Below are 26669 nucleotides of genomic sequence, written 5' to 3'. Positions count from 1 at the left end.
CTCCTAAACCCCGAGTTTTGCAATTAAAAACATTATTTTCATTCCCATAGATGAAAACTTTGTTTCATATTCTGTCATTATGTTTTCTTTAAAATCACTATTGTGTAAATCATAGGTTATATATGTAATATCAAAACCTGCCTCTTTGAAATATTCAATAGAATCATTAAAAAAGTCCTCATGGTCTGTTTTAAACCATATCTCACTACCTTTTCTTAAAAACCTTTTATATCTTTCTAAGAAAGTGACATATGTAAGCCTTCTTTTATTATGTCTTTTTTTAGGCCATGGAGTTGAAAAATTTAAAAATATCCTTGAAACCTCATCTTTATCAAACACATTTTCAATAAAGGCAATCTCCATAGGTATCAATGCAACATTGTCTACTTCTCTATTATTTTCTCTAAAAACCTCTTCAACCTTTCTTTTAGCATAAACAAGGACTTCATCTTTAATATCAATTCCAATATAGTTTTTATCCCTATGCTTAATAGCATTTTCAGCTATAAACTTTCCTCTTCCACATCCTAATTCTAAGTAAATATCATTATTATTCTTAAAAAATTCATTCCATTTTCCCTTATAATCATATGGATTTGTTACGACAAAGCTACATGCTTCAAGTTCTGGTCTTGCCCATGGTTTCTTTCTAAGCCTCATAATTTCCTCCTAAGCAGTTTTATTAGTTCTTTTATTATATCAAAAAATTATTAATATGTGTATTTTCTATCAAAGGCTTAACAAAATTTAAGTGCCAAAGGACATTCTCCTTGGCACCTTTAAACTCTATTGGTGCGGGTGACAGGATTCGAACCTGCACGTTCAAAAAACGCTGGAACCTGAATCCAGTGCGTCTACCAATTTCGCCACACCCGCTTTTTTATTATTATATTACATTTTTTATTAAATATTCAAATAAATAGTAAAATGGTTCTAATGCAATATATGGAATATTTTTAAAATAATACTTTATTTTTGCTTTTTCCTTTGTCTTTTGTTTAATTAGTTTTAGTTTTCTATTTAAAATGTTAAGTTCATAATTAGATATACGTTTATTACCATATAAAGTAGAATCTAATATATCTTTTACTTTACTTAAATCAACTGATAAAACTCCCTCTAATTTTTCTAAATATTCCCTTATTGTCATATTCCTGTCATAAGTTACTCTATTAATCTTTCCATAATATATCATTTTATTCATTATTCTTGCAACCTTATCAGCCTTAACAACAAATACACCATAACATAATAAGTAAATAAATAAAATTATAAAGGCCAAATAAACATACTTAGGAACAATTACTCTTTTCTCCTCCTTAATATCTGTTGGTCTTTGTGTTGGTCTCTTTTCAATATTGTCCTTTTCTGTTTTAGTTTCCTTCTTTTTCTCCTCATTCTCTTTATCTTTTTCTTCTAAACTAAATAAGTAATTAGGAAGATAGTCTGATATACTTATATGTCCAGGTGTTGGATCAAAGGTTACCCACCCTAATTCATCTGTATATACCTCTACCCAAGCATGTGCATCTTTATTAATTATTTTATTTACTCCTTTATATATATTTTTAGCATATCCTTCTACATATCTTGCTGGTATATTTGAGGCTCTGCACAGTATTACCATTGCTGTTGCAAAATAGCTACAGTATCCTTTTTTTTCTTCAAACAAAAAGTAATCAACAAATTCCCTATCCTTTGGAAGCATACTAACATCTTTTGAATATGGAAAGGAGCTTTTTAAATATCTTTCAATTACTGCAGCCTTTACTAAATTAGTTCTATCCTGATAAGGCTTTGTTAAATCCTTTGAAAGATTTAAAACTCTTTCGGGAACATTAGGAGGTATTTGGAGATATTTTTCCTTATTCATTTGACTAGTGTTTTTACTAGCTTTTTTAATATATTCTTCAAGGTTATTATAATCATAATATAAGCTCTGTACATAATATACATCATTTGTATTCAAATTTTCACTGCTATATATTTCCCCATCTTCATCCATAAATATTTCTTTATTAGATGCTATTTTAATATAATCTAAGTAAAGAGATGAAAATAATGTTTCTGTATTTATTTTTTGTGGTTTAATTTCATATGAGATGTTTCTTAATTTTATATTTAATTTTTTTGCTCTATTTAACCCACTTATATCATTTACTTCACTTGTTATTTTGTACTCTTTAAGATTGTCTAGTTTAACCCATTTTGAACCATTATATACTGTTTTTATGCTTCCCCTTAAATGTATCTCTCCTAAATCCTCATTTGTTGTTACAATCATTGCAACTGAATAATCATCCTTTATTGGCCCACCTAACCTACTTCCATCCCTTTGATAGCCTGTCATTGAAAGAGAAAAGGATCTAGGTTGAAAGTTAAAATAATTGCTTAAATTTTCTCCACCCTTTATTAAAGGTTCATTTTTAAAGGGGAGCAATTTAATAAAAAGATTTGTACCCATAACAAAAATAGTTATCAATGTAATCCATCTAATTAGATATCCCTTTTGAAGATTTGAATTTATATTAGCCTTTTCAACGTTTTTGGTAAAATTATTATACCCATATAAAATTAATGTAAAGGTAAAATACAGTATAGCTCTATTTATTTTAAGACTTCCAAAATAATACTGTGTATAAAATAATATAAAACCAATTATGAACAAAAATACAGTTCTTTTTTTAACTTTTATATTGTAGTAAAAGATTAAATACGTTGGTACAAATAAAATAAAAACTATATTCAAAAAAGCTTTATTGTATTCTTCTATCAACCCTTGGTTTATGACCATACTAATTACTAAAGGAACAAAGTCTCTTAAGGCCTCAAAAAATCTCCATCTAATAGCTGGGTGGAACCATAAAAATAAAAATAACAAATAAAAATATTTATTCCATTCGGATAGAAATAAACATAATATTGTAAAAGAATAAAGCACTGCTAAACCATTATTTATAAATGTCATACCATATAAATCCTGCATTGAAAAAAGTATAATCAAAAATATCATTGTTAATATAAAATTATACCATATAAATTGTAGGGGCCTATTTTTCAAAATATATCCCCCCTTTTATTTGACTAGCATCTTTGATATATAGTACTCCTTCCATCTCTTCTTGAGTTTCACTACAGCTTATAACAAATAAATTTGATAAATACTTTTTTATTTCAATAAGCCTTTCATATTTATATTTTGATAATTCTCCAGTAATAATCAAAACACTGCTCTGCTTATTTATTCTTAATTTATCCTTTACGGCATCAATTAAATCTATACTCCCCTCAGCTTTAACCCCTGTTATTGTATTGTTAAACTTATAAAAGTCATTTATATTTTTACCATCAACATAATGTAATCTTTTAGATACTATAATTAAATTTGTTTCTACTTTATTTCTTAAAAGATACTCTACAATTGATATACAGACCTCTGCTGCAGTTTCCTCTAAATCTAAATTTTTATATACATTTGTCATATCTAATATGATATTCACCGAACTAGATGCTGAAGCATCATATTCTTTAACCTGTATTTCTCCACGTTTTGCTGTTAGTTTCCAATGTACTCTTTTTAGATTATCCCCAACTATATAGTTACGAATATTTCTTATACTCGTATAATCCTCATCTGTTGATATTCTAGACCTGTGAATTCCAAGCGGCTTTACATTTGGTAAAGTGATTTTTTCTATATGATGTAATTTAGGATAAACAAATATACTTTTATCTATTTTTATAGTCTTTTTAAAGCAGATTATCCCAAACACATCCCAAAGAACAACTTCAATAGGCCCTAAATTATATATTCCCCTGTAGTTAAATTTTATTTTATCGTTTAATGACACTTTCTCTAATGGCATTAGTGAGAAATATTCTCTTTTAAAATCTCCTTTTGCTGATAATATGTTATCAACTTCAACATAAGGTATAGGGAGTACTGAACTGTTTACAATCTCAGTATTAATATTTACCTCATCCTTAGTAGTACATATAACCTTTTCAACATTTTGATATGCAAATAAAAATCTACATGATGCCTTACACCAAATAATAGAAAAAAGCATACTAAAGAATATTAAATAAAAAATTTTATAAAACAACTCACTTCCCACAGAAGCGACAAAAAGCATTGAAACTAAAAGTAAAACAAACGATGATTTTTTAATCTTAAACATATAGTTTTACTCCTAAAACAGCTGTTTTTTCCAATATATCACTTAATAGTTTAGTCTCTGTTTGTCCTTTTATTTTTACCTCTGGCCTTACCGCTATTCTGTGGGATATAACTTCAACAAATACATCCTTAACATCATCTGGAGTAACAAAGTCCCTACCTAAAACATATGCCCTTGATTGACTTGCCTTAAGAAGATGAAGAGTTGCTCTAGGACTTGCCCCAATTAATATTTCTTCTCTTTCTCTAGTTTTAGCAATTAATGATACAATATATTTTTCAACCTTTTCATCTACAAAAACTTCCTTAACCTCCTCCTGCATCTTAACTACTTCTTCCTTTGTTACAACTTCTCTAATACTTTCTAGAGGATTTTTATTTTTAAATCTCCTTAACATCATTATTTCCTCTTCTTCACTAGGATACCCGATACTTATCCTCATCATAAATCTATCAAGCTGAGCTTCAGGTAATGGGAAGGTTCCTTCATATTCTATTGGATTTTGCGTTGCAAGAACAATAAATGGTTCATCTAACTTATACGTAACATTATCTACAGTTATCTGTTTTTCCTCCATAGCCTCAAGTAAACTTGATTGTGTCTTAGGAGATGTTCTGTTTATTTCATCTGCTAAAACTATATTGCTCATTATTGGTCCAAATTTAAATTGAAATTCTCCTGTTTTAGGATTTAGTATATTTACACCTGTTATATCTGAAGGCAAAAGATCAGGTGTAAACTGTATCCTGCTAAAATCACATCCCATGGATTTAGCAAGTGCTTTAACAAGCATTGTTTTACCAACACCTGGCACATCCTCAATTAAAGCGTTACCTCCTGCAAGCAAGCATATAATAACCTTTTCTATAACTTCTGTTTTGCCCACTATAACCTCATTGATATTGTCAATTATTTTCTTTATTTTTTCTCTATAGCCCATAACCCTTCCTCCTAAATTTTATTTACATCATTTGAAATTTTTTACTGTTTACATTTAAATAAAAGACCAAGGCATAAGCCTTTGGTCTTAGTTTGCAGTTTCTTGTACCTCTTCAGTAGTTGGAGGCTGTTCATTTGTTGAATCATTTTGTACTTTAGTTGTTTGTGTTACCTTTTTAGTTCCCACTCTTATCTTACCATTTTGTGGCTTATAGAAATCGTCTCCTAGCTTTTCTGTCTTAATCAGTTTTCCATCTTGATATACTTTTCTATATGTTTTAGCCTTTATCCCCGCTATAGGTTTTACTTCAACCACCTTTTGCCCTTCTGGTAGATTTGGATCATTAATATATTCCACCTTTGGTTCTATTCTTTCATAAACTTCTGATACTATTTCAACATACTGTCCTTGTGTTTCATTTGCACCATATATATTCACAGTAATTGTTGATGCTCCAACAACTGCCTCTATAAATATAGGATTGTTGTAGTTGTTTTTAAATTGAAAATCTATAACGTCTCCTGATATAGTAGCATCTCTTCCAGGTGCCACATAGGCTACTGCAAGCCCATGCGCCCTTCTTTTAACTATTTCAAAGTTTCCAAGTAAAGCAGCATTATATACTGTAGTTGTCACCTGACATATACCACCTGCAAGTCCTGGTTCAAGTCTTCCATTTATAATAACAGGAGCCTCTTTGTATCCCTTACTTGCTGTTCTTGGTCCTAATGTCTTATTCATTGAAAATATTTCACCTGGCATAACAACTGTTCCTGTTATGCTGCTTGCGGCAATTTTTATGTTTCCTGTTCTATTTACATCAGAAGGTTTAAAGGATGTTGTAAAGGATGATATCTTTGTAGTTATATTAGATAGTGCTTCTGACTTTATCTTTGCCTCTACAACATTTACAGGAACATTTATTTTTTCTATTTCTCCTTCAGGCTTAACTTGAGCGTTTATAAGCTGGATTAGTTTGGCTTCATCAACTGCTAAACCTGATTCTTCTTTAGCTATTATAAACTTGCCACCTATTCTTGATATCTTTGCATCTTTAGGTTCAATGTTTATATCCTTTGCTATCTTCTTGACTTCCTTTTCTACTATTGAAGTGTCAGCTACAAAGTTTAAAGGTATTTTATAAGGATTATTTTTCAACCTCATTCTCTTTATTGTTTTGTCTATTAAAGTTCCTGTTTTTCCATATTGGAATGCTTCTTCTACTGCTTTATCAATTTCATAGTGTGCATTAAGCTTTTTAAAGTCAATTATGTAGTTTTTGTCGTTATAAACTATTTCTATTTTTCTGTTAGATAGATTACCAAACTTTTCCTCCAGAAATTTTTTTGCTTCATCTTTAGTCATACCACCTACATATTCATCCTTTATGTAGATGCCCTCAAATATTCTATCAGCCGCCTTACTTGTATTATTTAATACGACAAAAACTGTTGTTAAGACTAAAATGATAAATAGAGATAAAGTAAATATAATTGCATTTTTTGTTCCCCTATTCACGCTATCACTCCTTCTATTTATACATTATACCATTATAACTAAATATTTAAATATTTTTTCTATTATTTTCTAAGAAAAAAGCACACAGATTATTAATGGGACACTCTGTACATTTTGGATTTCTAGCAGTGCAGATATTTCTACCATGCCATATAAGCATGTGATGTGCTCTAGACCACATTTTTTTTGGAATATTCTCCATAAGCTGTTCTTCTGTATCTAATACATCATCAGATTTTGCAAGCCCTATCCTGTTTGATACCCTGAATACATGGGTATCTACTGCAATAGCATCCATTCCAAAGGCATTTGATAAAACAACATTTGCCGTTTTTCTACCAACACCTGGAAGTTTAGTTAACTCCTCTAATGAATTAGGTACTTCTCCTCCATACTTTTCAATTATCATTTTACTTGCAGCAATTATATTTTTTGCCTTATTTTTATAAAATCCACAACTTTTTATGTATCCCTCTAGTTCCTCCTGAGACATATTTGCAAAATCTTGAGGTTTGTTGTATCTTTTAAATAAAACTTCTGTTGCTTTGTTTACAGTTATATCTGTAGTCTGGGCTGAAAGCATTGTTGCAACCAATAGCTCAAAGGGAGTATTAAAATTTAGTGCACAACCTAAATGACCATAATATTTATCAAGTACCTCTAAAATCCTATTAACCCTTGTTTTTTCCATATACATCACCTAAAATAAATTTATAGCTAAAATCATTTTAACATAATAGCTTTATTTTTCAATAAACATTGTTAAGGATGGTGTATAAATTGTCAATAAAGGAAGAAATTATTGACTTTGCTAGATCCATTGGAATTGAATATATTGGATTTTGCAGTGCTAATTTTTCTAACGATTTTATTAATAGATTATCCCATAATTTAAAAATGAAATACAATTGTGAATTCCAAATAAATGATATAGAAAAAAGAATTAATATTAAAGATTACATGGAGGATGCTAAAACATTTATATCAATTGCATTGCCTTATAAAACCATTGAAATTGATAAATCCAAACCTTATTTTTCAAAGGCATCACTAGGAAAAGATTATCATATTGTACTCAAACAGAAGTTAAAACTTATTGAAGAGTTTTTACAAAATAATTACAACGCAAAAACAATTTCATTTGTTGATACTGGTCCATTTCATGATAGAGAAATAGCCTATATGTGTGGTATAGGTTTTTATGGTAAAAATTCAACAATAATAACAGAAAAATATGGTTCTTTTGTATTTTTAGGTGAAATATTAACTGATCTATATATAGAACCATCCACTCCTAAAAAATCGCTTTGTGGAAGCTGTACAATATGTATTAAATCATGCCCGATGGGTGCTATAGAAGAGGAGTACTTTATAAACTCTAATAAATGTTTATCTTATATTACACAAAAAAAAGGAGACTTAACAGCTATAGAACAAGAAAAAATGGGACTTAGGATTTACGGTTGTGATACCTGTCAAGATGTATGTCCATTTAATATAAAAGCACAAAAATCAAATATATTAGACTTTTTACCTGAGGAATGGAATATTAATATTAATGAAGAGGATTTTTTAAAAATGTCAAATAGCCAATTTAATAAAACCTTTAGAAGTACTTCTTCAGGTTGGAGGGGTAAAAAAATTCTTCAAAGAAACTTAATTATAGCTATGGGAAATTCAAAAAATAAAAAATATACTTCTCTACTTAAAAATATCTCAATGGATAATAGTTTTGAAGGATACATAAAAAACTCATTAAAAAAATTGGAGGGGGAAGAATGAAAAAGGGTTTTTTAACTAAACTTATTCTAAACGCTGCTGCTATATATTTAACTGCATCCTTTGTTAAGGGCGTAGAAATTAGAGATTTTATCACCGCATTAGTTGCTGCCTTAATTCTAGGAATTGTTAATGCCCTAATTAGACCTATATTTTTATTATTTTCTCTTCCTATAAATTTAATGACTCTAGGACTTTTTACATTCGTTATAAATGGACTAATGCTTTTAATAGTAGCTTCAATAACAAAGGGCTTTTTCATTGCAGGTTTAGGTTCTGCTATAATTGCATCAATAATTATTTCAGTAGTAAGTGCCATTCTTAGTTTCCTATTTTTAGAATAAAGGAGAGTTAATATGATTATAGGATATGCTACAATAACGCTAATGCTTTATTCACCTTCATCCCTTAAGGAAAAAAGGCAAATAATAAAAAGTATTTTAAGTAAAATAAGAACAAATTTGAATGTTTCCTGTGCTGAAGTAGGATTAAATGATAAGTGGCAACTTGCTCAAATAGGAGTTGCCACTATATCTAACGATAAAAAGATTGTTGATACTCAAATAAATTCTGTAATAAATATCATAGAAAGGGACGGAAGAGCAGAAATTGTTGATATTTTTGTAAATACTATATAACATAGTCCTCTAAATAAACTACGTTATTATCTTTAGCTCTTACTATTTTAGCTGGAATTCCAACTACTGTTACATTAGGAGGAACATTTTTTAAAACAACTGCATTTGCCCCTATTTTAACATTATCTCCAATTGTAATAGGTCCTAAAACTTTGGCACCTGCACCTATTACTACGTTATTCCCAACAGTCGGATGTCTCTTTCCCTTATCCTTACCTGTTCCTCCTAAAGTAACTCCATGATAAATTGTAACATTATCTCCAACTTCAGCAGTTTCACCAATTACCACACCCATACCATGATCAATAAATAGTCCTCTTCCTATTTTTGCACCTGGATGAATCTCTATTCCTGTTAGATTTCTTGCTATCTGAGAAATTAAACGTGCAAGAACAAACATCCTTCTTTTATATAATCTATGGGCTAATCTGTAAAATAAAACTGCATAAAGACCAGGATAACATAGTATAACTTCAAGCATATTTTTTGCTGCTGGATCCTTTTCCATTATATTTTTAACTTCATTATAGAAGGTTTTAAACATAGACATCACTCCTCACTAAATAATTCTGTTGATAGATATCTTTCTCCTGTATCTGGTAGTATTACAACTATTCTTTTTCCTTTTCCTAACTCTTTTGCCTTTAATACTGCGGCATAAAGGGCTGCTCCTGATGAAATTCCTACTAAAATACCCTCCTTTTTAGCCAAAAGTCTAGCATATTCCATAGCGTCCTCATTTGAAACTGCAACTATCTCATCTATTACATCTCTATTTAATATTTTAGGTATAAAACCAGCTCCAATTCCTTGAATTTTGTGAGGTCCTGGGCTTCCTCCAGATAATACTGCTGAATCCTTGGGTTCAACCGCAACAATTTTTATATCTTTTATTTTTTGCTTTAATACCTCTCCAACTCCTGTTATTGTACCTCCTGTTCCAACCCCAGCTATAAACATATCAATTTTTCCTTCCATATCATCTAAAATTTCAAGTGCTGTTGTTTTCATGTGTGCTTTAGGATTATATATATTTTCAAACTGCATAGGCATAAAGTAGCCCTTTTCTTCTGCAAGCTGAATAGCCTTTTCAACAGCTCCCTTCATTCCCTTAGAGCCTTCTGTTAAAATCAGCTCAGCACCATATGCCTTCAGTATTCTTCTTCTTTCAATACTCATAGTCTCTGGCATAACCAAAATTAATCTATAGCCCTTTGCTGCACAAACCATAGCAAGTCCAATACCTGTATTTCCACTCGTAGGTTCTATGATTGTGTCTCCCTTTTTTAGTAGTCCCTCTTTTTCTGCTTCCTCAATCATATTTAAAGCTATCCTATCCTTAACGCTTCCCCCTGGGTTAAAAAATTCTACCTTTACATAAATTTCTGCGCTATCTTTATCAACTATATTATTTAATTTTACAATAGGTGTTTTTCCTATAGCTTCATAGATACTATTTAAAATCATGTTATATCCCTCCTAAATCTATATTATTGCAATAAAAAAACCTTCTACCTCTGTATATACAGAGGCAGAAGGTATACTTCCGCGGTTCCACTCTGCTTAGGCAAAAAAGCCCATCTCGTCTTCAGGCACCAACATGCCCTATCTCTATAACGGGAGAACCCGTAACAGCCTACTTTAATTTCGGCCTAACACTCCAAGGGGCACTTCAATTATATTCAGCTTAGAACTCTCTCAGCCTAGGAGTTCCTCTCTGTAAAGCCTCATATAATCTACTTTCCCTCTTCACAGTGTTTAATTCCTATTAATTTACTCGGATTTCTTAATTATATTATATGCAAATGTTATAAAAAAATCAATAAATATTTTTAAATTTTTTTATGTATTTTTATTTACAAAATATATGTTTTCCTATGACCTTTATAACAGGTCTTGATAAAATCCATTTATTTGTTGTCTTTTCTGGATTATAATAGTATATCGCACCGCCCGATGGATCCCAGCCATTTAAAGCATCTACTGCAGCTTTTCTTGAACTATCTACAACTGCTGCATTAATTTGACCATCTGCTACAGCTGTAAAGGCACCAGGTTGGTATACTACTCCTGGTATTGTTGAAGGAAATCTTGGATCCCTTACTCTATTTAGTACGACTCCTCCAACAGCAACTTGACCAATATATGGTTCTCCTCTTGCTTCTCCATTTATTACCCTTGTAAGAAGATCTAAATTTTGAGAACCTGGTCCAGATGTAGTCTGAGTTTTACTTTGTGAAACGTTTATACCAAGTGCTGCTAATGTCTTTGGACCAGCAACACCATCTGGATATAGCCCATTTTTTCTTTGAAAGTTTTTAACTGCAACATAGGTTTGGTATCCATAAATCCCATCAACTGCTCCTGTGTAATAGCCCCATCTTTTTAGTCTTGTCTGAATTTCCCTTACAACATCTCCTTTAGAACCATAGGAATATGTTTGTGCCATAACACTTGTAGTAATAAAATATGCAAAATAAATCATAAATGCCACCCATGAAACTAAAAATAACTTCTTCAATGCACATCCCTCCTCTGATAACTTATTATTCCCAATTAAATAAAAAAAATGAGTAAAATTATAAGAACATTAACATACTCTTTCAAACTTATATACTTTTACAAAGACTAAACCCCATGAATGGATCCAAAAAACTTTTAGTCCATTCATGGGGCTTAAAACTCATTATAATAAAAATAATATCACTAATCTTTTAACGTAACTTCTGTAATACTGCCATTATAGTATTTAAAGAGCTTATAAGCACTAATATTGTTTAATATATTAAGCTCAGTAAAATACAATTGTCCATTTACCAGTCTTATATTCTCTATAAGGTTATTGCTTTTATATAAATTTGTATATTCATTCTTCTTGGTATCAATCTTATATATCCTAAAGGTATCCCCTGTTTTAGAGACAGCATATATTATATTTTTATCAACCAAAGCCAAATAAATATCTGAAACTTCTATTTTAAATTTATTATTTAAATCAATAAAATAGTAATTGTTAGTCTGTAAATCCTTGTATATAATGTTCAATTCTTTTAAATTTAAATAAATTACATAGATATTATTGTATTTATAATTATTGATTATTGATATACCATTTTCTTTAAAACTCAACTTAGTTAAAGCTTGTGAAAAATTTAGATTATCCAAACTATAAATATTATATCCCTTATTTATATCTAATAAATAAAGTTTATCTATATTGTTTTCTGTGACTTTTATAACTGTTTTATATTTATCAATGTATAGCAAATCTATTGAAGAAGCATCTTCTAAATATATAATTTTATTATATTCTCCTGTCTTTTTATCTACCGCAATTATATAATATTTTGAATTAATAATTTCATCATCTAAAATTATATTGCCTGAGCTATTATATATGGGATTATACAAAGTTCCATCTATTTTCCCTTCAACAGGCTTTAAACTCTTTGGAGGTTCATCAACTTTAAACTCTGTAAAATACCAATCATCATTTTTTAATATCCATGCATAGTTTTTGTATTTTATTAAACTTTCTTCGATTGTATACAAAACCTTTCCTTTTAAATCCATGATCTTGTATTGATTATTGAATTTTAGTGCAACCTTGCTATTATCAGGACACCATTTTATATTTTCTATTATATTTTCACTTTTTTCTTGTATTTCAGCATCATATATGTAGTATCCAAAAAGAAATAATAAAATTATAGAAACTATTACAGTTAATCTTCTCAAATTACCACCACCTTATTAAAATCATATTTATTTTAGCATAACTTTGAAACTATATCTAATTTCTTTTTATATATTTATTTTTATGATATAATACTTAAACAATACAAACTGAGGTGATAATATGGCAGATTTTTTACCTATCAGTAAAGAGGATATGAAAAAAAGAGGAATAGAACAACTAGATTTTATATACATATCTGGTGATGCATATGTGGATCACCCTTCCTTTGGCCATGCAATAATAACAAGGCTTATTGAAAGTATGGGGTTTACAATTGGAATAATTCCTCAGCCAAATTGGAAAAGTAAAGATGATTTCATGAGGCTTGGAAAACCTAAAATAGCCTTTTTGGTTTCGTCAGGAAATATAGATTCTATGGTAAACCATTATACTGCACATAAAAAGAAGAGAAATACCGATGCATATTCACCAGGTGGAAAGTCTGGATATAGACCAGATAGAGCAGTCATTGTATATTGTAATAGGTTAAGAGAAGCATATAAAGATGTACCAATAATTATTGGGGGCATTGAAGCTAGTCTTAGAAGATTTGCACACTACGACTATTGGGACGACAAAGTTAGAAACTCTATATTAGTAGATAGCAGTGCTGACCTACTTATATATGGAATGGGCGAAAAACCAATAATGGAAATTCTAAACCTTATACAGTTTGGAAAAAATATTAAAGATATAAAAGATATACGTGGAACATGTTATTTAACTTCAGACATAAGTAATCTTAAAGACTACATCCTTCTTCCTAGTTTTGAAGATGTGTCCAAAGATAAAAAGAAATATGCTGAAGCATTTAAAATTCAATATGAGGAGCAGGACGCAGTAAAGGGAAAGATGCTTATTCAAAAACATGGAAATCAATACATCGTTCAAAATCCACCTTCGTTACCATTAACTCAAGAAGAAATGGATTTTATATACTCACTACCATATACTCGTACATACCATCCTATTTATAAATCACAAGGCGGAATACCTGCTCTTAAAGAAGTTGAGTTTAGCATAACCTCCCATAGAGGATGTTTTGGTGGCTGTTCTTTCTGTGCATTAAACTTTCATCAAGGTAGAGTTATTCAAGCAAGAAGCCAAGAATCAATATTAAAGGAAGCAGAAACATTATCAAAACTACCTAACTTTAAAGGATATATACACGATGTAGGTGGTCCAACAGCTAATTTTAGAAGACCTTCATGTAAAAAGCAGCTAGAACATGGTATTTGTAAAAACAGGCAATGCCTTTTCCCTACTCCATGTAAAAACCTTGAAGTTGATCATTCAGAATATTTAAGTTTGTTAAGAAAAATAAGGAAAATAAAAGGAATTAAAAAGGTCTTTATAAGATCTGGAATAAGATACGACTACCTTATGCTTGACAAAAATGAAGCCTTTTTTGATGAACTTATAAAACATCATATAAGTGGTCAGTTAAAGGTTGCTCCAGAACATATATGTAATGAAGTTTTATACCTTATGGGAAAACCAAACAGAAGGGTATATGATGCCTTTGTTAAAAAGTACTTTGAAAAGAATAAAAAATTTAAACTAAACCAATATCTTGTTCCTTACCTTATGTCCAGTCATCCTGGAAGTACCCTTAAAAGTGCCATAGAACTTGCAGAATATATAAGGGATATGGGATATAATCCAGAGCAAGTACAAGACTTTTATCCCACTCCTGGTAGTTTATCAACCACAATGTACTATACTGAAATCAATCCATTAACAGGCGAAAAGGTTTACGTTCCAAAAACAAGAGAAGAAAAAGAAATGCAAAGAGCGCTGCTTCAATTTAGAGATCCTAAAAACTATGAATTGGTTTACAAGGCATTAACATTAGCTGGAAGACAAGATTTAATCGGTTATGGTAAAAAATGTTTAATTCCTCCTAAAAAATCTAAAATTAAAAAAGGTAGATGATAAATGGAGAGGCAAATACTAATATTTATTAAATCAATTGCTGATAAAAACTACTTTGCAACATATATATTCTTCTTTTTTAATTCATGCTTACAGATACTTTTTCCTCCTTACCCTGGAGATACAATTACTATTTTTCAAGGGTATCTAACCTATAGAATGGGATTTAATAAATATTTTATGCTCCTTAGTACACTACTTGGCTCATTTTTAAGTAGTATGTTTCTTTATTATTTTAGCTATAAAAAGTCTGACTATGTTTTAAACAACAAATATTTAATTAGATTATTTAATATAGATAAAATACATAAACTTGAAAATCTATTTAGAAAATATGGTGTATTTTTCATTTTAATAAATAAATTCATTCCTGGACTTGGTTCACTTACATTTATTGCAGCAGGTATATTTAAACTTCAATTTATACCTGCTCTTCTATCTATACTTATTGCAAATATACTACATAATACAATGCTCTTTACTGCTGGTGCTATAACTGGCGATAATATGGATATAATAAAAGCCTCTATAAAGGAATATTACAGATTGATAGTTGTAATGATATCTATTTTATTTTCAATCTATTGGGTATTACAGAAAAAATTAAGAAAAAATAGAGCATAAATTAAATCCCTAAGAAATTTTTACTTTCTTAGGGATTTTTGATTAATTTTTATATATATCACCAAACATTGTTAGAAGGATGATAGCTTCTGGAATTAGAGTTAAAGTCTTAATTTCTACACCCATATATATTAATATTACTTGAACTAAGAAAATAATATATGAAGCAATATATAATGTATTTATGAACTTCATATATGATGACTGTATATTCTTAAAATAATTTGATGCAATGAATATAAAGAATATTGAAAAGAATGCCATTAAAATAAGTAAGTAGTTTTTATAGTCGCCCGTACATACATATCTAAAACCGCCATAATACTTTATAAAGTTATTGGGTAGTTTATAAATCATATATGATTCTAAAATTAACAAAATAAATACTAATATTTTATCTGGTGTGGATATTTTTGATTTTCTATTAATTAAATATACACAGTATACACCTATAGAAAACAAAAGTATTGGTAATATAGTTAATTTTCCTAAGTAATACAATGAATTTAATTTTTTTACAGATAAAAATAAGTAAATTAAAATATACCTAATTGAAGATATTAAAAATACCAATGCCAATAATATGTTTAACCACTTTTTTCTTTTTAATAATAGGTAAGAGTCAAATATACTTAATACAAAACATATAAAAATTAAATATATTAATATATCCACATCCATTCCCCTTATAGATTACTACTAATTTATAATATTAAAATTAAAATAAATTTATAACCTATGGGGTAAAAATTTTAATCTTTTTAGACGATATGCTTACATCTAATGGGAAATTAGGTCCTACCTCTCCATCGATGTCTGTTTCAATATTTTCATAGCACTCTATTTTAAAATTTTTACTTCTTAAATATATAACATTATTGCTCTCTAGATGTTCTCCTTTTAACATTTTAATAAACAAGTTAAATAAATCTACTAAACTACACTGCTTAATAGCAATAAGATTTAATAGCTCATCATTTGCAGTTGCATCTGGTGCTAATTTAAATCCACCTGCACTTGAACCATTTAAGATTACAAATAAGTATATATTTTCTTCAATCACTTTATCGTCACAAGTAATTTTTATAGGTATTGATCTAAAGTTTGGAAGCTGTTCTATTCCCTTTAAATAGTAAGCTACTTTACCTAACGTATTTTTCATATTTATGTCTATCTTTTGTGAAACATCAGTTAAAAGACCACCAGCTGCAACGTTTATAAAATACCTGTCATTTATTTTACCTAAATCAAACTGCGTAAGTTTTCCCTTTGCAATTATGTCACAAGCTTGAGTTATCTTTCTTGGTATACCTAAATGGGATGCAAAATCATTTGCTGTACCATAAGGGAATATACCAACAGGCACATCTATATTATTTTGAACCATGGCATTTATAACATGATTAATTGTACCATCCCCACCCGAAATTAAAATAGCGTCATATTCCTTTGACCTTTTAACACTCTCATATATGTCTTCTATAGACATAGTTCTATAAGGTGTAACCTCATAACCTGCACTTTGAAGCTTATCTATAACAGAATCTAGTCTATTTCTAAAGGATCTATCTCCAGAATAAGGATTGTAAATCAACTTAGCCTTCTTCATACTAACGCCCCCCAACTTAATTAGTATACACAAAATATATAATCCCTGCAACTGCAGGGATTAAAACATTGTACCACTTGGTTTTGATATATCACTTAATGCTTCACCTGCATCGTCATGAAGTCTATTTGTAACAGCAATATCACCAAGGGCTAGCATTCCAACAAGTCTACCATCTTCTACTACAGGCAATCTTCTTATCTGTTTTTCTGCCATAATTCTAGCCGCATCATGAATATCCTTTTCTGAGTTAATGGTAGTAATAGAAGCTGTCATTACATCTCTAGCTAAAACTTCATTAGGATTTTTACCATAGGCCACTTCTCTTATAACTATATCCCTATCTGTAACAATACCAACTACCCTATTACCTTCACAAACTGGAACTGAACCTATGTTGTATTTTCTCATTAAATCAGCAACTTCTTTAACAGGTGTATTGGGAGAAACTGTTATTACATCCCTTGTCATTATATCTTTAACCTTCAATTTAAACACCTCCAGTATTATTTTTCCCAAGAGGTGTTTTTTTACTCAACATTTCCGATATTCTTTAATTTAAAAGAAATAAAAACTAATACTACCAATATACTTATTGGTACTAATATACTTCTATAGCAACTTGTACTAAAGGAATTTCCAAAGTAATTATATGCAAACATTTCTGGCATTACACCCAAGACACTTGCTAAAATAAAATCTTTATATCTTATTGATGTAAGACCACATGCTAAACTTAATGCATCATAAGGAAAAACCACAGGTAGCCTCATTAAAAAAAGTATTTTAAACCCATCCTTTTCTAAAACCTTATCAAGTTTTTCAAACTTTCCTTTTGTAAATTTTAATACAAAATCTCTACCTAAAAATTTAGCAACATAATAACCAACAGTTGCAGATATAAAACACCCAATTAGAGATATTATATACCCTAAAAACCATCCGTATAATACCCCTGAAGCAACACCTAATGTCCATGTTGGGAAAATAATAGTAAATGGCTTAATTGCATATATAATCAACAAAATTAATATAGAAAATTTCCCATACCCTCTTATGTAACTTACTATTTTCTTTATATTAATACCCGTAAAAAACAAAGTTAGTTTAGTTGTTTTAAATATGATATAAATGGCAAACAAAATAATCAATATAACAAACCATTTTATTATATTTCTTTTATTCAAATATACCACCTCAAAATTTTTTACCTGTTGTTGTAAAATATTTGCTTTTAGTTTATAATATATATTTAGTAAATTAAAAATTTAAAATAAGTCAATTATAATTTTATAATAACTTATGCACTGATTCAACTAAGTATTAATTAAATTTATTGGGGTGATTGATTTGAAGAAAGAATTTATACCTAATCTATTTACATTTGCTAATCTATCCTTTGGTATGATATCCATTATGTTTACTTTTAACAACAATTTAAGACTTGCAGCACTAATGATAATACTTGCAGCACTTCTTGATAGATATGATGGAAGAATAGCAAGAAAAATTGGAGTATCTAGTGAACTAGGAAAAGAGCTTGATTCTCTTGCAGACCTTGTGTCCTTTGGAGCTGCACCAGCCATTTTAAGTTGGCAATCATTTTTAATTAATTTTGGAATCATAGGTTATATTATTACACTACTATTCCCTATAGCTGGTGCCTTTAGACTTGCTAGATTTAATGTAACTCAATTTAATAACGTATTCACTGGAGTTCCAATTACAGTTGCAGGTTCAGTTGTAGCATTAGATAATATTATAGGTTTATATAAACCTCATCCAATTATTTCAACTATAATATTCATTGTTTTTGCTTATCTTATGGTAAGTAAAATAAAGATAAAGAAGTTTTAATAAAAAACAAGTTTTCATTAAAAGCCTCATGTATGGATAAATAATCCACACATGAGGCTTTTTGTATTATTCACTACAAATACTCTAATATTTTTTTGTAAATTTTTTTATGTATAATTCATATTATATAACTGTGAGTAAATATATCAGGAGGATTGTAATGAATCTTAAAGGAAGTAAAACCGAAAAAAATCTACTAAAAACATTTGCCGGAGAATCAAGAGCAAGAAGCAGATATTCATTCTACGCAGAAAAGGCAAGAAAAGAAGGGTATGAATTTATAGCAAAAATATTTGACATAACATCTGATAATGAAAAGGCACATGCTAGAAGAGTATTTGATGATTTCCTTAAGGAAAACAAAACTACTGCTGAAAATTTATTAGAAGCTGCAATGCTTGAAGCCTTTGAATCTGAAAAATTATATAAAGAATTTGAAAAGGTTGCAAAGGAAGAAGGCTTTGAAGAGATAGCAGATTTTTATAAAGAACTTGCAGAAACAGAGGAATTTCATAAAATAAGATTCTTAAAAATACTTGAAAACTTAAAATCTGGAAAGATATTCAAGAGGGATACTGTTGTTAAGTGGCAATGTCTAAACTGCGGATATGTTCATGAGGGAACTGAAGCTCCAGAAGTTTGTCCTCTATGTGGTTTTCCAAGGGCTTACTTTGAAATCTACTGCGAGAACTATAAATAGAGGTGAATATAATGTATCCTTGCATGATTGTTTGGGTTCCAATTAGCTATTTTGAGGATGAAGAGGATTTATTTGAAAATATTAGATTTATGAGAGAAGACAATACCGAAGATGATATTCAATATAAACTAAATTTATATGAAATGATCGATGAGGAATTTGTTAATGAACAAATACCAAAAAATAAATAATAATAACAAAACATTAGGTGGAAAACACCTAATGTTTTGTTATTGTTGTTTTTCAAAATTTTCCTTTGTAGCTCCACACTTTGGACATTTTTGAGGTCTACATCTTCCTTCCTTTGTTTCTCCACAAACAGTACACTTCCAAACTGCCATATTAAAACCCACCTTATGTAAAATTTAAGAGTGGATATACCACTCTTAAATTCATTTTAATTGTTATTAAAATTTTTGTCAATAATAATTATCTTTAAATTGTAATTATTCTCCCAGTACTTGTTTTCTTAATTTGATACCTGTTGGTGTAGCAGCAATTCCACCAAGGGCTGTTTCCCTCAATGCTTCTGGAAGTGCCTTCCCAACTTTATACATTGCGTCAACAACTTCATCAAAAGGAATAATACTCTTTATACCAGCAAGTGCAAGTTCAGCTGATATTAGAGCGTTAACAACACCTGAGGCATTTCTTTTAGCACAAGGTGCCTCAACAAGACCAGCAATTGGGTCACACACAAGTCCCATTATGTTCTTTAATGCTATTGCTGCCGCATGCAGACACATTTCTGGAGTTCCACCTGCCATCTCAACAATAGCTGCCGCTGCCATAGCAGCTGCTGCTCCACACTCTGCTTGACAGCCACCTTCTGCTCCTGATACAGTTGCATTTTTAGCTATTATTTGCCCTATACCTGAAGCTGTAAATAGGGCATTAACTAATTCTTCCTCACTCTTGTTTAGCTTTTCTGCAGCAGTAATTAATGCTGCTGGAAGAATACCACATGATCCTGCAGTTGGTGCTGCAACAATCCTACCCATTGCTGCATTTACTTCAGAGCATGAAAGTGCTCTAGCCATTGCCTTAACAACCGTATCTCCACAAAGCGTATTTCCTGCTTTTCTGTAGTCCTCTAACTTTTTAGCATCTCCACCTATTAATCCACTTACTGACTTTACTTCCTTTTCTAGTGCTTCTTGAGCTGATGATTTCATCACCTCAAGTGCCTTTTGCATCTTTGATATTATTTCTTCCTTACTTATTCCCTGTGATTCTACTTCATTATCTATAACCACTTCATAGATTTTGCATTTTTTAGAATTAGCAATTTCCATAAGTTCTAAACCTGTATTGTACATATTCTAACCTCCAATTACTTTACAGGATTTATCGCTTTAGCTGATAGTATATTTTCAACCTTTTCAATCACTTTTAATACATAATCACTTATTTCAGCATCTGTTTCTATTATCATTAGGGCTTCTTTACCCTTAGCTCGTCTAGTCACCCTCATAGTTGCAATATTGATGTTTTGACTAGCTAAAATAGCTGTTACAGAACTTATCATACCCTTTACATCCTTTTGTTTTACAATAAGGGTTGGATAATCTCCTGTAAATTCTACTTTATCACCATTTATCTCTGTAATTATTATATTTCCTCCACCAATTGATGAACCTACAACCTCAAACTTTGTTCCATCTTCTCTATGAAAAACAATTTTCACAGTATTAGGATGGACATCTCCTAAATCTGCTTCAATAAACTCAATCTCTATGCCTTTTTCCTTTGCAATTTCAAGAGAGTACTTTAATCTATCGTCATAGGTTTCCATGCCTAAAATACCTGCAACTAATGCTCTGTCTGTGCCATGTCCCCTATATGTCTTTGCAAATGAGCCATGTAGATAAAATGTAACTTTATTAAAATTCTTACCTGCAATTGACATTGCAACTTTCCCAAGTCTTGCAGCTCCTGCTGTGTGTGAACTAGATGGCCCAACCATTATAGGTCCAATAATATCAAAAGCACTTAAATTACTCATACCATCTTCCTCTCCATTCGACATTTTTTTCACTTTAATTTTATCATTTTATTAATTTTTAAACAATAGAAATTTATAATTCTATTTGAGATTTTGTTGATAAGGACAATTGCACAAAAATATTTTTAACACTATATACTCTTAATTAATATTATATATTGTAAACATTAATAGGAGGTTATTCTTTAATATGAAACCCATCGATATGATTCCAACTATGATTATGCCAAATATGGTACCTGTTATTGTGGATATTGACGATACTGAAGATGAAAGACAGAAAAAAGATGACTTTGAAAAGGGAATGGTAAATGAAGTTGATAGAATATTAAACAAAATTGAAAAAAATAATCCAGAAATTTTTGTACTTCTCAAGATGTATAACATGCCATATCCAGTAGCAAGAAGATTAGTAAGGCGAATTATAAGACTTACATTACAATATCAAAAGTAATATTACACAATTATTTTTAATATGACTAAAAAGTTTTAAAATTACCTATGATTGCCCCATTATAAGTTTCATAGGCAATCTTAATTTAAGCCTATGAAACCCAAAATGGGGCAATAACAAAATGTTCTCTCTTATAAACAATGTCTCTTTTATTTTCCAGAAACATTTAATTCCTTTATTATAATACTTGGACTTCCATAACTTCCCATACCACTAGGCAGTGCAAGTTCAAAATCTGAAAGAACCTCTTCAACATCCTCTAGTAGTTTATAAAAGTTACCTGCTATTGTTATTTGTTCAACTGGTTTTGTTATACTTCCATTTTCAACTAGATATCCTTCTGCTGCAAGAGAAAAATCACCAGATACTGGGTTTGCTCCCGAATGTAGTCCCTGTAAACTTGTAATTATAATAGCTCTCTCTTGTCTTTTTATAGCCTCTTCATAATCTAATGTTCCTTTTACAATATACATATTTGTTGGTGATACAACAACAGGAGATTTATAGCTTGCTTTAAACCCATTTCCTGTTGATTTTACTCCATCCTTTTTAGCACTCTTTATATCATACAAATATGTTTTTAGTACTCCATCTTTAATAACTTCCTTAGTATAGGTTTCTACACCTTCATCATCAAAGAAACAGCTTGATGGAGCATCCTTTAAAAAAGGATCATCTAGTATTGTTATTTTATCCGATGCTATCTTTTTACCAATCTTACCCTTTAGTAATGAAAACCCCTTCTGTACTGCGTCACCTGAAAATATTGAAGAGAAGGTTGCAAGCAAAGTTGCTGCCGCATCACGTCTTAAAATGACTTTATATTTACCTGATGGTATGCTTTCTGCACCAAGTGAATTAATAGCCTCATCACAAGCTTCTTTTACTAACTTTTCAAAATCTATATTGTTATAGTTGCTTGTTACTTTAAAACTGCTTCCACTTTTAACATCATCCTTATCCTTAGCAACAACTGCAATATATGCTACACTTACACCGCTCTCTTCTTCTAAGTTTAATCCCCTAGTATTTACTATTTTCCTTCTACCCTTTCCAGTATCTATTAAGCAGTAATTTACAGAATCAATTCTTGAATCATACTCCTTTGCCCTTCTTTCCATATACATTGCATCTTCTATTTTCTTCTTTGTATCAATATCTACATTAATATCCATTTCAAGCTCTCTATACTGGCCTCCAGAATAAAATTCAGGAATTACATCTGTTTGAGTTTCTAGTGCGTTATTTTTTGCATTTTTTATTAAAAATTCTATATCCTCTTCATCAAATTTCTCTGTGTATGCATATCCTATTCTTCCTTCATATATAGCTCTTAAGGATAATCCCTTATTCTTATTAACATTATATTTATCTACTTCTTGATTATATATGTTTACTTCAAAGCTATCTGAATCTATATAATAAACCTCCATATCACTAAAGCCTTCTTCTTTACCCCTCTTAAAAAGCTCATCAATAAATTTATTAAGCTCCATAAAATCACCTCCTACTTTCTTCCACCAACAGTCATCTTTTTAACCCTAATCATTGGCTGACCAACATTTGCAGGAACACTTCCACTAATTGATCCACACATTCCTTGCCCTAATTCTAAATTATTACCAACCATATCAATATCAAGTAGGACCTGTGAGCCTTTTCCTATAAGCGTAGCACCTCTTACTGGTCTGTCTATTTTTCCATCCTTTATTAAGTACGCTTCATTTACAGCAAAGTTAAAATCGCCTGTAACAGGATTTACAGAACCTCCCCCCATATACTTAGCATACAATCCATATTCAGTTGATTTTATAATCTCCTCTGGTGTTTTATCTCCTGGTGCAATAAACGTATTTGTCATTCTTGAAGTTGGAGCATATTTATAGCTCTCACGCCTGCTGTTTCCTGTTGCCTTCATATTCATTCTTCTACCATTTAGCATATCTATCATATATCCCTTTAATATACCATTTTCAATTAGCACATTTCTCTGTGTTGGATGTCCCTCATCATCAATATTTGATGAACCCCAAGCATTAGGTATGGTTCCATCATCTATGGCAGTAACTACATCAGAAGCAATCTTTTGACCAAGCTTTCCTGAAAATACAGAATGGCCCTTTGCAACTGATGTAGCCTCAAGGGAATGACCACAGGCTTCGTGGAATATAACCCCACCAAAACCATTATCTATTACAACAGGCATAACTCCAGATGGGCAAAGGTCTGCATGAAGCATGGTAACTGCCATTCTTGCTGCCTCTTTCGCATACCACTCTATGTCAACATTTTGGAAAAACTCAAATCCCATAAGCCTTCCTGGACCAAAAAATCCTGTTTGATTTTCATTTCCGTCGGATGCAACAGCCTCAATAGCCATCCTTGTTCTTATCCTTCTATCTTCTGCAAGTAAACCTTCAGAATTTGCAATTAAAACCTTCTTGTCGTTGTCTATATATCTTACTGAAACCTGCACTATTTCATTGCTATAGTTTTTAGCAACACTATAAGCCTCTTTAACCTTTGAAACCTTTTTTGAAATATCAACTGTGCTTGGAACTATAACTATAGGATGTGAATTTGTATAATCAAGTTTAATAAGCTCTCTACTCTCTTTATTTTTAACATCAGCTAATGCATAGGACGCATCCCTTGCTATCTTTAAAAGCCCTTCCCTTGATAAATCATTTGTATAGGCATAAACACAATTAAAACCTGATAAAATTCTAACTCCTGCTCCATAATCCTTTCCTGAAAGAACGCTTTCAACTCTACCATCTGACATATATGCGGTATTTAAATCATTCTGCTCTATGTAAATTTCTGCAAAATCTCCACCAGTTTTTAATGCCTCATTTAAAACTTCCTGTAATATTGATTTATCAACCATATTTACACCTCCCACTATTATATTATCCTAAATTTTACAGGTAATACCTATATATTAACATTTATATTATTTAAATTCAATTGTAATGGTAAAAAATAAAAGGGCCTTGGCCCTTTTATTATTCAAAACAACTTCCACCTATAAATTCCCTAATAATTGAATTTTTAGGAATTATATCTTCATCCTCAACTGATATAAAATACTGTAGGAATGAAAGGAGCCTTTTTGCCTCAATGTAGGCTGGACTATCCTTTTTTATCTCAAGAAGAAGAGGCTCTGCATACTTTTTGAGTATACTCATTTCATAAACAAGAGTTGAGTTAAACATTGCATCTGCATCCTCTTGGAATGGAAATATATTCTTCTCTTCCCCTCTTCTTACACTTGGCCAAGATAGGATAGTAGCCTCTGCATTTCTTCCCCTTGAACGATTATCCCTTACAATTCTTCTTAGTAACCTTACATCTGTTGTAGGTATTCTGTTGTGATTATCTATATTTAATTGAGTTAAGGCACTTATATATATTTTAAACTTATTTTCCCTTGGAATAGCATTAGTTAATATTTCATTTAATCCATGTATACCTTCTATAACAAGAATAGAATTAGGTTCCATTTTATATTTATGTCCCTTCCATTCTCTTCTTCCCTTTATAAAGTTAAAGGTTGGTATCTCAACTTCTTGGCCATCTAATAAAGCAGCAAGGTGTTTATTAAAAAGCTCTAGATCGAGTGCATAAATTGACTCAAAATCATATTCTCCATTTTCATCAAGTGGAGTTTTTTCTCTATCTACAAAATAATCATCTAACGAAATAGGATGGGGCTTTAGACCAAGAACCCTTAATTGAATAGAAAGCCTTTTTGAAAAGGTTGTTTTACCAGATGATGAAGGACCTGCTATCAATACGATCTTTACCTTATCCTTATTTTCATAAATTTTATCCGCTATATGTGCAATCTTCTTTTCATGTAGTCCCTCTGCAACTAGTATTAACTCATTCATCTCTTTATTTACAACCTTATCATTAAGTGCCCCAACATCTGCTACATCAAGTATTTTTGCCCATTCTTCTGTCTCTTTAAATATCTTAGCTAGTTTTGGAACATCTCTAAATTCAATAAGCTTTGTTGGATTGCTTTCATGTGGATAAAGTAGTAAAAAACCTGGATCATGAAATTTTAAATCAAATAGTTTTAGATATCCTGCAGATGGTACCATTGGACCATAGAAGTAGTCATAAAGGTATCCACATCTATAAAGGTTTATATATGGCAAATTAATATATTTTAGAAGTCTTAACTTATCCTTCATTCCATAATTTTGAAATATCTTTACAGCCTCTTCTTTTTTAACCTTTATTTTTTCAAAGGGTTCATCTGAGTTTATAATCTCCTGCATCCTCTTTTTAATAAGCTCAATATCCTTCTCTTCTATCTTTCTATCATAATGTATCTCCCCATACAAAGCTTTGTTTAGAGAATGCTCAATTGTAACCTCTGCACCAGAGAATAAATCTTCAACGGCCTTTATAAAAACAAATGTCAAACTTCTAAGATATGTCTTAACTCCAAGGGGACTTTTAAGGGTAATTGGAAGAACCTCTACATCATAATGGATTTTTTTAGTTAGCTCTTCAATTTCTCCATCCACCATTGCCACAACAGGATCTAATATGTCCTTCCCAGTTTTTAATATGTCAAGCAAACTACTTCCTACATTAGCCTTTATAATCTCGCCTGTATCTAGTCTCTTTACCGAAATAAGTTTCTCCATTATTATCCCCCTTTAATAGAGTG

Annotated in this window: 29 protein-coding genes, 1 tRNA gene and 1 other annotated feature; of the genes, 9 read left to right on the top strand and 21 right to left on the bottom strand. The window is 30.5% G+C overall.

Annotated elements, in window-relative coordinates; all coding sequences use genetic code 11:
• Positions 1-3 precede the first annotated feature (3 nt).
• The 7 genes from trmB to nth form a co-directional block, all read right to left on the bottom strand.
• Positions 4-660, bottom strand: a complete 657-nt coding sequence (trmB, locus tag TCEL_RS02750) for a tRNA (guanosine(46)-N7)-methyltransferase TrmB (protein WP_018660886.1) — start codon at positions 658-660, stop codon at positions 4-6.
• A 130-nt stretch (positions 661-790) separates the two neighbouring features.
• A tRNA-Leu gene (locus TCEL_RS02745) sits at positions 791-876 on the bottom strand.
• Positions 877-886: 10 nt separating this feature from the next.
• Positions 887-3061, bottom strand: a complete 2175-nt coding sequence (locus TCEL_RS02740) for a transglutaminase-like domain-containing protein (protein WP_018660884.1) — start codon at positions 3059-3061, stop codon at positions 887-889.
• Positions 3051-4181, bottom strand: a complete 1131-nt coding sequence (locus tag TCEL_RS02735; protein WP_018660882.1) for a DUF58 domain-containing protein — start codon at positions 4179-4181, stop codon at positions 3051-3053. Before TCEL_RS02735 ends, TCEL_RS02740 begins: the two co-directional genes overlap by 11 nt.
• The gene (locus TCEL_RS02730; protein WP_018660880.1) at positions 4174-5121 is read right to left on the bottom strand and encodes an AAA family ATPase; all 948 of its coding nucleotides are present in this window, start codon (positions 5119-5121) and stop codon (positions 4174-4176) included. Before TCEL_RS02730 ends, TCEL_RS02735 begins: the two co-directional genes overlap by 8 nt.
• 87 nt (positions 5122-5208) lie before the next feature.
• Positions 5209-6639, bottom strand: coding sequence for a VanW family protein (locus TCEL_RS02725; RefSeq protein WP_018660878.1), 1431 nt, complete (start codon positions 6637-6639; stop codon positions 5209-5211).
• Positions 6640-6685: 46 nt separating this feature from the next.
• A complete protein-coding gene (gene nth / locus TCEL_RS02720; protein WP_018660876.1) occupies positions 6686-7330 on the bottom strand; it encodes an endonuclease III in 645 nt (214 codons plus the stop codon).
• 89 nt (positions 7331-7419) lie between these two features.
• Here nth and queG point away from each other — a divergent pair, with 89 nt between their 5' ends.
• Genes queG through TCEL_RS02705 form a run of 3 tightly spaced genes read left to right on the top strand, consistent with a single transcriptional unit; the run spans position 7420 to position 9056 of the window.
• Positions 7420-8421 (top strand): tRNA epoxyqueuosine(34) reductase QueG, encoded by a 1002-nt coding sequence (gene queG / locus TCEL_RS02715; RefSeq protein WP_018660874.1) that lies wholly within the window; start codon positions 7420-7422, stop codon positions 8419-8421.
• Positions 8418-8762 carry a phage holin family protein gene (locus tag TCEL_RS02710; RefSeq protein WP_018660872.1) on the top strand — a complete coding sequence of 115 codons (345 nt, stop codon included), beginning with the start codon at positions 8418-8420 and terminating at the stop codon, positions 8760-8762. The genes queG and TCEL_RS02710 overlap by 4 nt, the downstream gene beginning before the upstream one ends.
• A 12-nt stretch (positions 8763-8774) precedes the next feature.
• Positions 8775-9056 (top strand): DUF503 domain-containing protein, encoded by a 282-nt coding sequence (locus TCEL_RS02705; protein WP_018660871.1) that lies wholly within the window; start codon positions 8775-8777, stop codon positions 9054-9056.
• On the opposite strand, the gene epsC is transcribed toward TCEL_RS02705, so the two are convergent.
• From epsC to TCEL_RS02685, 4 genes are all read right to left on the bottom strand, one after another.
• A complete protein-coding gene (gene epsC, locus TCEL_RS02700; protein ID WP_423219070.1) occupies positions 9049-9609 on the bottom strand; it encodes a serine O-acetyltransferase EpsC in 561 nt (186 codons plus the stop codon). The genes TCEL_RS02705 and epsC overlap by 8 nt on opposite strands.
• Complete coding sequence (gene cysK, locus TCEL_RS02695; protein ID WP_018660865.1) at positions 9606-10523, bottom strand: cysteine synthase A; 918 nt, start codon at positions 10521-10523, stop codon at positions 9606-9608. The genes epsC and cysK overlap by 4 nt, the downstream gene beginning before the upstream one ends.
• Before the next feature lie 57 nt (positions 10524-10580).
• Positions 10581-10818, bottom strand: a binding site (T-box leader).
• Positions 10819-10908: 90 nt separating this feature from the next.
• Positions 10909-11541 carry a spore cortex-lytic enzyme gene (gene sleB / locus TCEL_RS02690; RefSeq protein WP_084739349.1) on the bottom strand — a complete coding sequence of 211 codons (633 nt, stop codon included), beginning with the start codon at positions 11539-11541 and terminating at the stop codon, positions 10909-10911.
• Between the two features lie 221 nt (positions 11542-11762).
• The gene (locus TCEL_RS02685) at positions 11763-12794 is read right to left on the bottom strand and encodes a hypothetical protein (protein WP_018660861.1); all 1032 of its coding nucleotides are present in this window, start codon (positions 12792-12794) and stop codon (positions 11763-11765) included.
• Positions 12795-12915: 121 nt separating this feature from the next.
• On the opposite strand from TCEL_RS02685, the gene TCEL_RS02680 reads away from it, so the two are divergent.
• Together TCEL_RS02680 and TCEL_RS02675 are read left to right on the top strand one after the other, a co-directional pair.
• Positions 12916-14730 (top strand): YgiQ family radical SAM protein, encoded by a 1815-nt coding sequence (locus TCEL_RS02680; protein WP_018660859.1) that lies wholly within the window; start codon positions 12916-12918, stop codon positions 14728-14730.
• A gap of 3 nt (positions 14731-14733) precedes the next feature.
• The gene (locus tag TCEL_RS02675) at positions 14734-15354 is read left to right on the top strand and encodes a DedA family protein (RefSeq protein WP_018660858.1); all 621 of its coding nucleotides are present in this window, start codon (positions 14734-14736) and stop codon (positions 15352-15354) included.
• A gap of 42 nt (positions 15355-15396) precedes the next feature.
• Here TCEL_RS02675 and TCEL_RS02670 read toward each other — a convergent pair whose 3' ends face one another.
• The 4 genes from TCEL_RS02670 to TCEL_RS02655 form a co-directional block, all read right to left on the bottom strand.
• Positions 15397-16029 (bottom strand): hypothetical protein, encoded by a 633-nt coding sequence (locus tag TCEL_RS02670; RefSeq protein WP_018660856.1) that lies wholly within the window; start codon positions 16027-16029, stop codon positions 15397-15399.
• A 61-nt stretch (positions 16030-16090) separates the two neighbouring features.
• A complete protein-coding gene (locus tag TCEL_RS02665) occupies positions 16091-16963 on the bottom strand; it encodes a YegS/Rv2252/BmrU family lipid kinase (protein ID WP_018660854.1) in 873 nt (290 codons plus the stop codon).
• A 60-nt stretch (positions 16964-17023) separates the two neighbouring features.
• Positions 17024-17461, bottom strand: coding sequence for a CBS domain-containing protein (locus tag TCEL_RS02660; protein ID WP_479725386.1), 438 nt, complete (start codon positions 17459-17461; stop codon positions 17024-17026).
• Between the two features lie 32 nt (positions 17462-17493).
• Positions 17494-18150 (bottom strand): TVP38/TMEM64 family protein, encoded by a 657-nt coding sequence (locus tag TCEL_RS02655; protein WP_018660850.1) that lies wholly within the window; start codon positions 18148-18150, stop codon positions 17494-17496.
• 163 nt (positions 18151-18313) lie between these two features.
• Between TCEL_RS02655 and pssA the strand changes: the two genes are divergently transcribed.
• From pssA to TCEL_RS02640, 3 genes are all read left to right on the top strand, one after another.
• The gene (pssA, locus tag TCEL_RS02650; RefSeq protein WP_018660848.1) at positions 18314-18820 is read left to right on the top strand and encodes a CDP-diacylglycerol--serine O-phosphatidyltransferase; all 507 of its coding nucleotides are present in this window, start codon (positions 18314-18316) and stop codon (positions 18818-18820) included.
• Positions 18821-18980: 160 nt separating this feature from the next.
• Positions 18981-19520, top strand: a complete 540-nt coding sequence (gene rbr / locus TCEL_RS02645) for a rubrerythrin (RefSeq protein ID WP_018660847.1) — start codon at positions 18981-18983, stop codon at positions 19518-19520.
• 11 nt (positions 19521-19531) lie between these two features.
• On the top strand, positions 19532-19711 hold the full coding sequence (locus TCEL_RS02640) for a hypothetical protein (protein ID WP_018660845.1): 180 nt from the start codon (positions 19532-19534) through the stop codon (positions 19709-19711).
• A 39-nt stretch (positions 19712-19750) separates the two neighbouring features.
• On the opposite strand, the gene TCEL_RS14285 is transcribed toward TCEL_RS02640, so the two are convergent.
• The 3 genes from TCEL_RS14285 to sdaAB all read right to left on the bottom strand — a co-directional run bounded on the left by TCEL_RS14285 (position 19751) and on the right by sdaAB (position 21525).
• The gene (locus TCEL_RS14285; protein WP_337960928.1) at positions 19751-19861 is read right to left on the bottom strand and encodes an RCKP-type rubredoxin-like domain-containing protein; all 111 of its coding nucleotides are present in this window, start codon (positions 19859-19861) and stop codon (positions 19751-19753) included.
• A 105-nt stretch (positions 19862-19966) separates the two neighbouring features.
• Positions 19967-20839, bottom strand: coding sequence for an L-serine ammonia-lyase, iron-sulfur-dependent, subunit alpha (sdaAA, locus tag TCEL_RS02635; RefSeq protein ID WP_018660842.1), 873 nt, complete (start codon positions 20837-20839; stop codon positions 19967-19969).
• A gap of 14 nt (positions 20840-20853) precedes the next feature.
• The gene (gene sdaAB, locus TCEL_RS02630; protein ID WP_018660840.1) at positions 20854-21525 is read right to left on the bottom strand and encodes an L-serine ammonia-lyase, iron-sulfur-dependent subunit beta; all 672 of its coding nucleotides are present in this window, start codon (positions 21523-21525) and stop codon (positions 20854-20856) included.
• A gap of 190 nt (positions 21526-21715) precedes the next feature.
• On the opposite strand from sdaAB, the gene TCEL_RS02625 reads away from it, so the two are divergent.
• The gene (locus TCEL_RS02625; protein WP_018660838.1) at positions 21716-21979 is read left to right on the top strand and encodes a hypothetical protein; all 264 of its coding nucleotides are present in this window, start codon (positions 21716-21718) and stop codon (positions 21977-21979) included.
• A gap of 149 nt (positions 21980-22128) precedes the next feature.
• Here the strand turns inward: TCEL_RS02625 and TCEL_RS02620 are convergent, their stop codons facing one another.
• The 3 genes from TCEL_RS02620 to TCEL_RS02610 form a co-directional block, all read right to left on the bottom strand.
• A complete protein-coding gene (locus tag TCEL_RS02620; RefSeq protein ID WP_018660836.1) occupies positions 22129-23475 on the bottom strand; it encodes a TldD/PmbA family protein in 1347 nt (448 codons plus the stop codon).
• Positions 23476-23486: 11 nt separating this feature from the next.
• Complete coding sequence (locus TCEL_RS02615; protein ID WP_018660834.1) at positions 23487-24869, bottom strand: TldD/PmbA family protein; 1383 nt, start codon at positions 24867-24869, stop codon at positions 23487-23489.
• A 118-nt stretch (positions 24870-24987) separates the two neighbouring features.
• Positions 24988-26646 (bottom strand): nucleoside kinase, encoded by a 1659-nt coding sequence (locus tag TCEL_RS02610; RefSeq protein ID WP_018660832.1) that lies wholly within the window; start codon positions 26644-26646, stop codon positions 24988-24990.
• Between the last annotated feature and the right edge of the window lie 23 nt (positions 26647-26669).

Origin of the sequence: Thermobrachium celere DSM 8682 (assembly GCF_000430995.1) — a bacterium.
GTDB lineage: Bacteria > Bacillota > Clostridia > Clostridiales > Caloramatoraceae > Thermobrachium > Thermobrachium celere.
Note: the sequence above shows the minus strand (reverse complement) of the source record. Positions and strands in the feature narration are given on the sequence as shown.

Coding starts and splice junctions, on each gene's coding strand:
- trmB (WP_018660886.1), bottom strand. CDS start 660: ATGAGGCTTAGAAAGAAACCATGGGCAAGACCAGAACTTGAAGCATGT.
- TCEL_RS02735 (WP_018660882.1), bottom strand. CDS start 4,181: ATGTTTAAGATTAAAAAATCATCGTTTGTTTTACTTTTAGTTTCAATG.
- TCEL_RS02730 (WP_018660880.1), bottom strand. CDS start 5,121: ATGGGCTATAGAGAAAAAATAAAGAAAATAATTGACAATATCAATGAG.
- nth (WP_018660876.1), bottom strand. CDS start 7,330: ATGGAAAAAACAAGGGTTAATAGGATTTTAGAGGTACTTGATAAATAT.
- TCEL_RS02710 (WP_018660872.1), top strand. CDS start 8,418: ATGAAAAAGGGTTTTTTAACTAAACTTATTCTAAACGCTGCTGCTATA.
- TCEL_RS02705 (WP_018660871.1), top strand. CDS start 8,775: ATGATTATAGGATATGCTACAATAACGCTAATGCTTTATTCACCTTCA.
- cysK (WP_018660865.1), bottom strand. CDS start 10,523: ATGATTTTAAATAGTATCTATGAAGCTATAGGAAAAACACCTATTGTA.
- sleB (WP_084739349.1), bottom strand. CDS start 11,541: ATGATTTATTTTGCATATTTTATTACTACAAGTGTTATGGCACAAACA.
- TCEL_RS02680 (WP_018660859.1), top strand. CDS start 12,916: ATGGCAGATTTTTTACCTATCAGTAAAGAGGATATGAAAAAAAGAGGA.
- TCEL_RS02675 (WP_018660858.1), top strand. CDS start 14,734: ATGGAGAGGCAAATACTAATATTTATTAAATCAATTGCTGATAAAAAC.
- TCEL_RS02665 (WP_018660854.1), bottom strand. CDS start 16,963: ATGAAGAAGGCTAAGTTGATTTACAATCCTTATTCTGGAGATAGATCC.
- rbr (WP_018660847.1), top strand. CDS start 18,981: ATGAATCTTAAAGGAAGTAAAACCGAAAAAAATCTACTAAAAACATTT.
- TCEL_RS02640 (WP_018660845.1), top strand. CDS start 19,532: ATGTATCCTTGCATGATTGTTTGGGTTCCAATTAGCTATTTTGAGGAT.
- TCEL_RS14285 (WP_337960928.1), bottom strand. CDS start 19,861: ATGGCAGTTTGGAAGTGTACTGTTTGTGGAGAAACAAAGGAAGGAAGA.
- sdaAA (WP_018660842.1), bottom strand. CDS start 20,839: ATGTACAATACAGGTTTAGAACTTATGGAAATTGCTAATTCTAAAAAA.
- sdaAB (WP_018660840.1), bottom strand. CDS start 21,525: ATGAGTAATTTAAGTGCTTTTGATATTATTGGACCTATAATGGTTGGG.
- TCEL_RS02625 (WP_018660838.1), top strand. CDS start 21,716: ATGAAACCCATCGATATGATTCCAACTATGATTATGCCAAATATGGTA.
- TCEL_RS02620 (WP_018660836.1), bottom strand. CDS start 23,475: ATGGAGCTTAATAAATTTATTGATGAGCTTTTTAAGAGGGGTAAAGAA.
- TCEL_RS02615 (WP_018660834.1), bottom strand. CDS start 24,869: ATGGTTGATAAATCAATATTACAGGAAGTTTTAAATGAGGCATTAAAA.
- TCEL_RS02610 (WP_018660832.1), bottom strand. CDS start 26,646: ATGGAGAAACTTATTTCGGTAAAGAGACTAGATACAGGCGAGATTATA.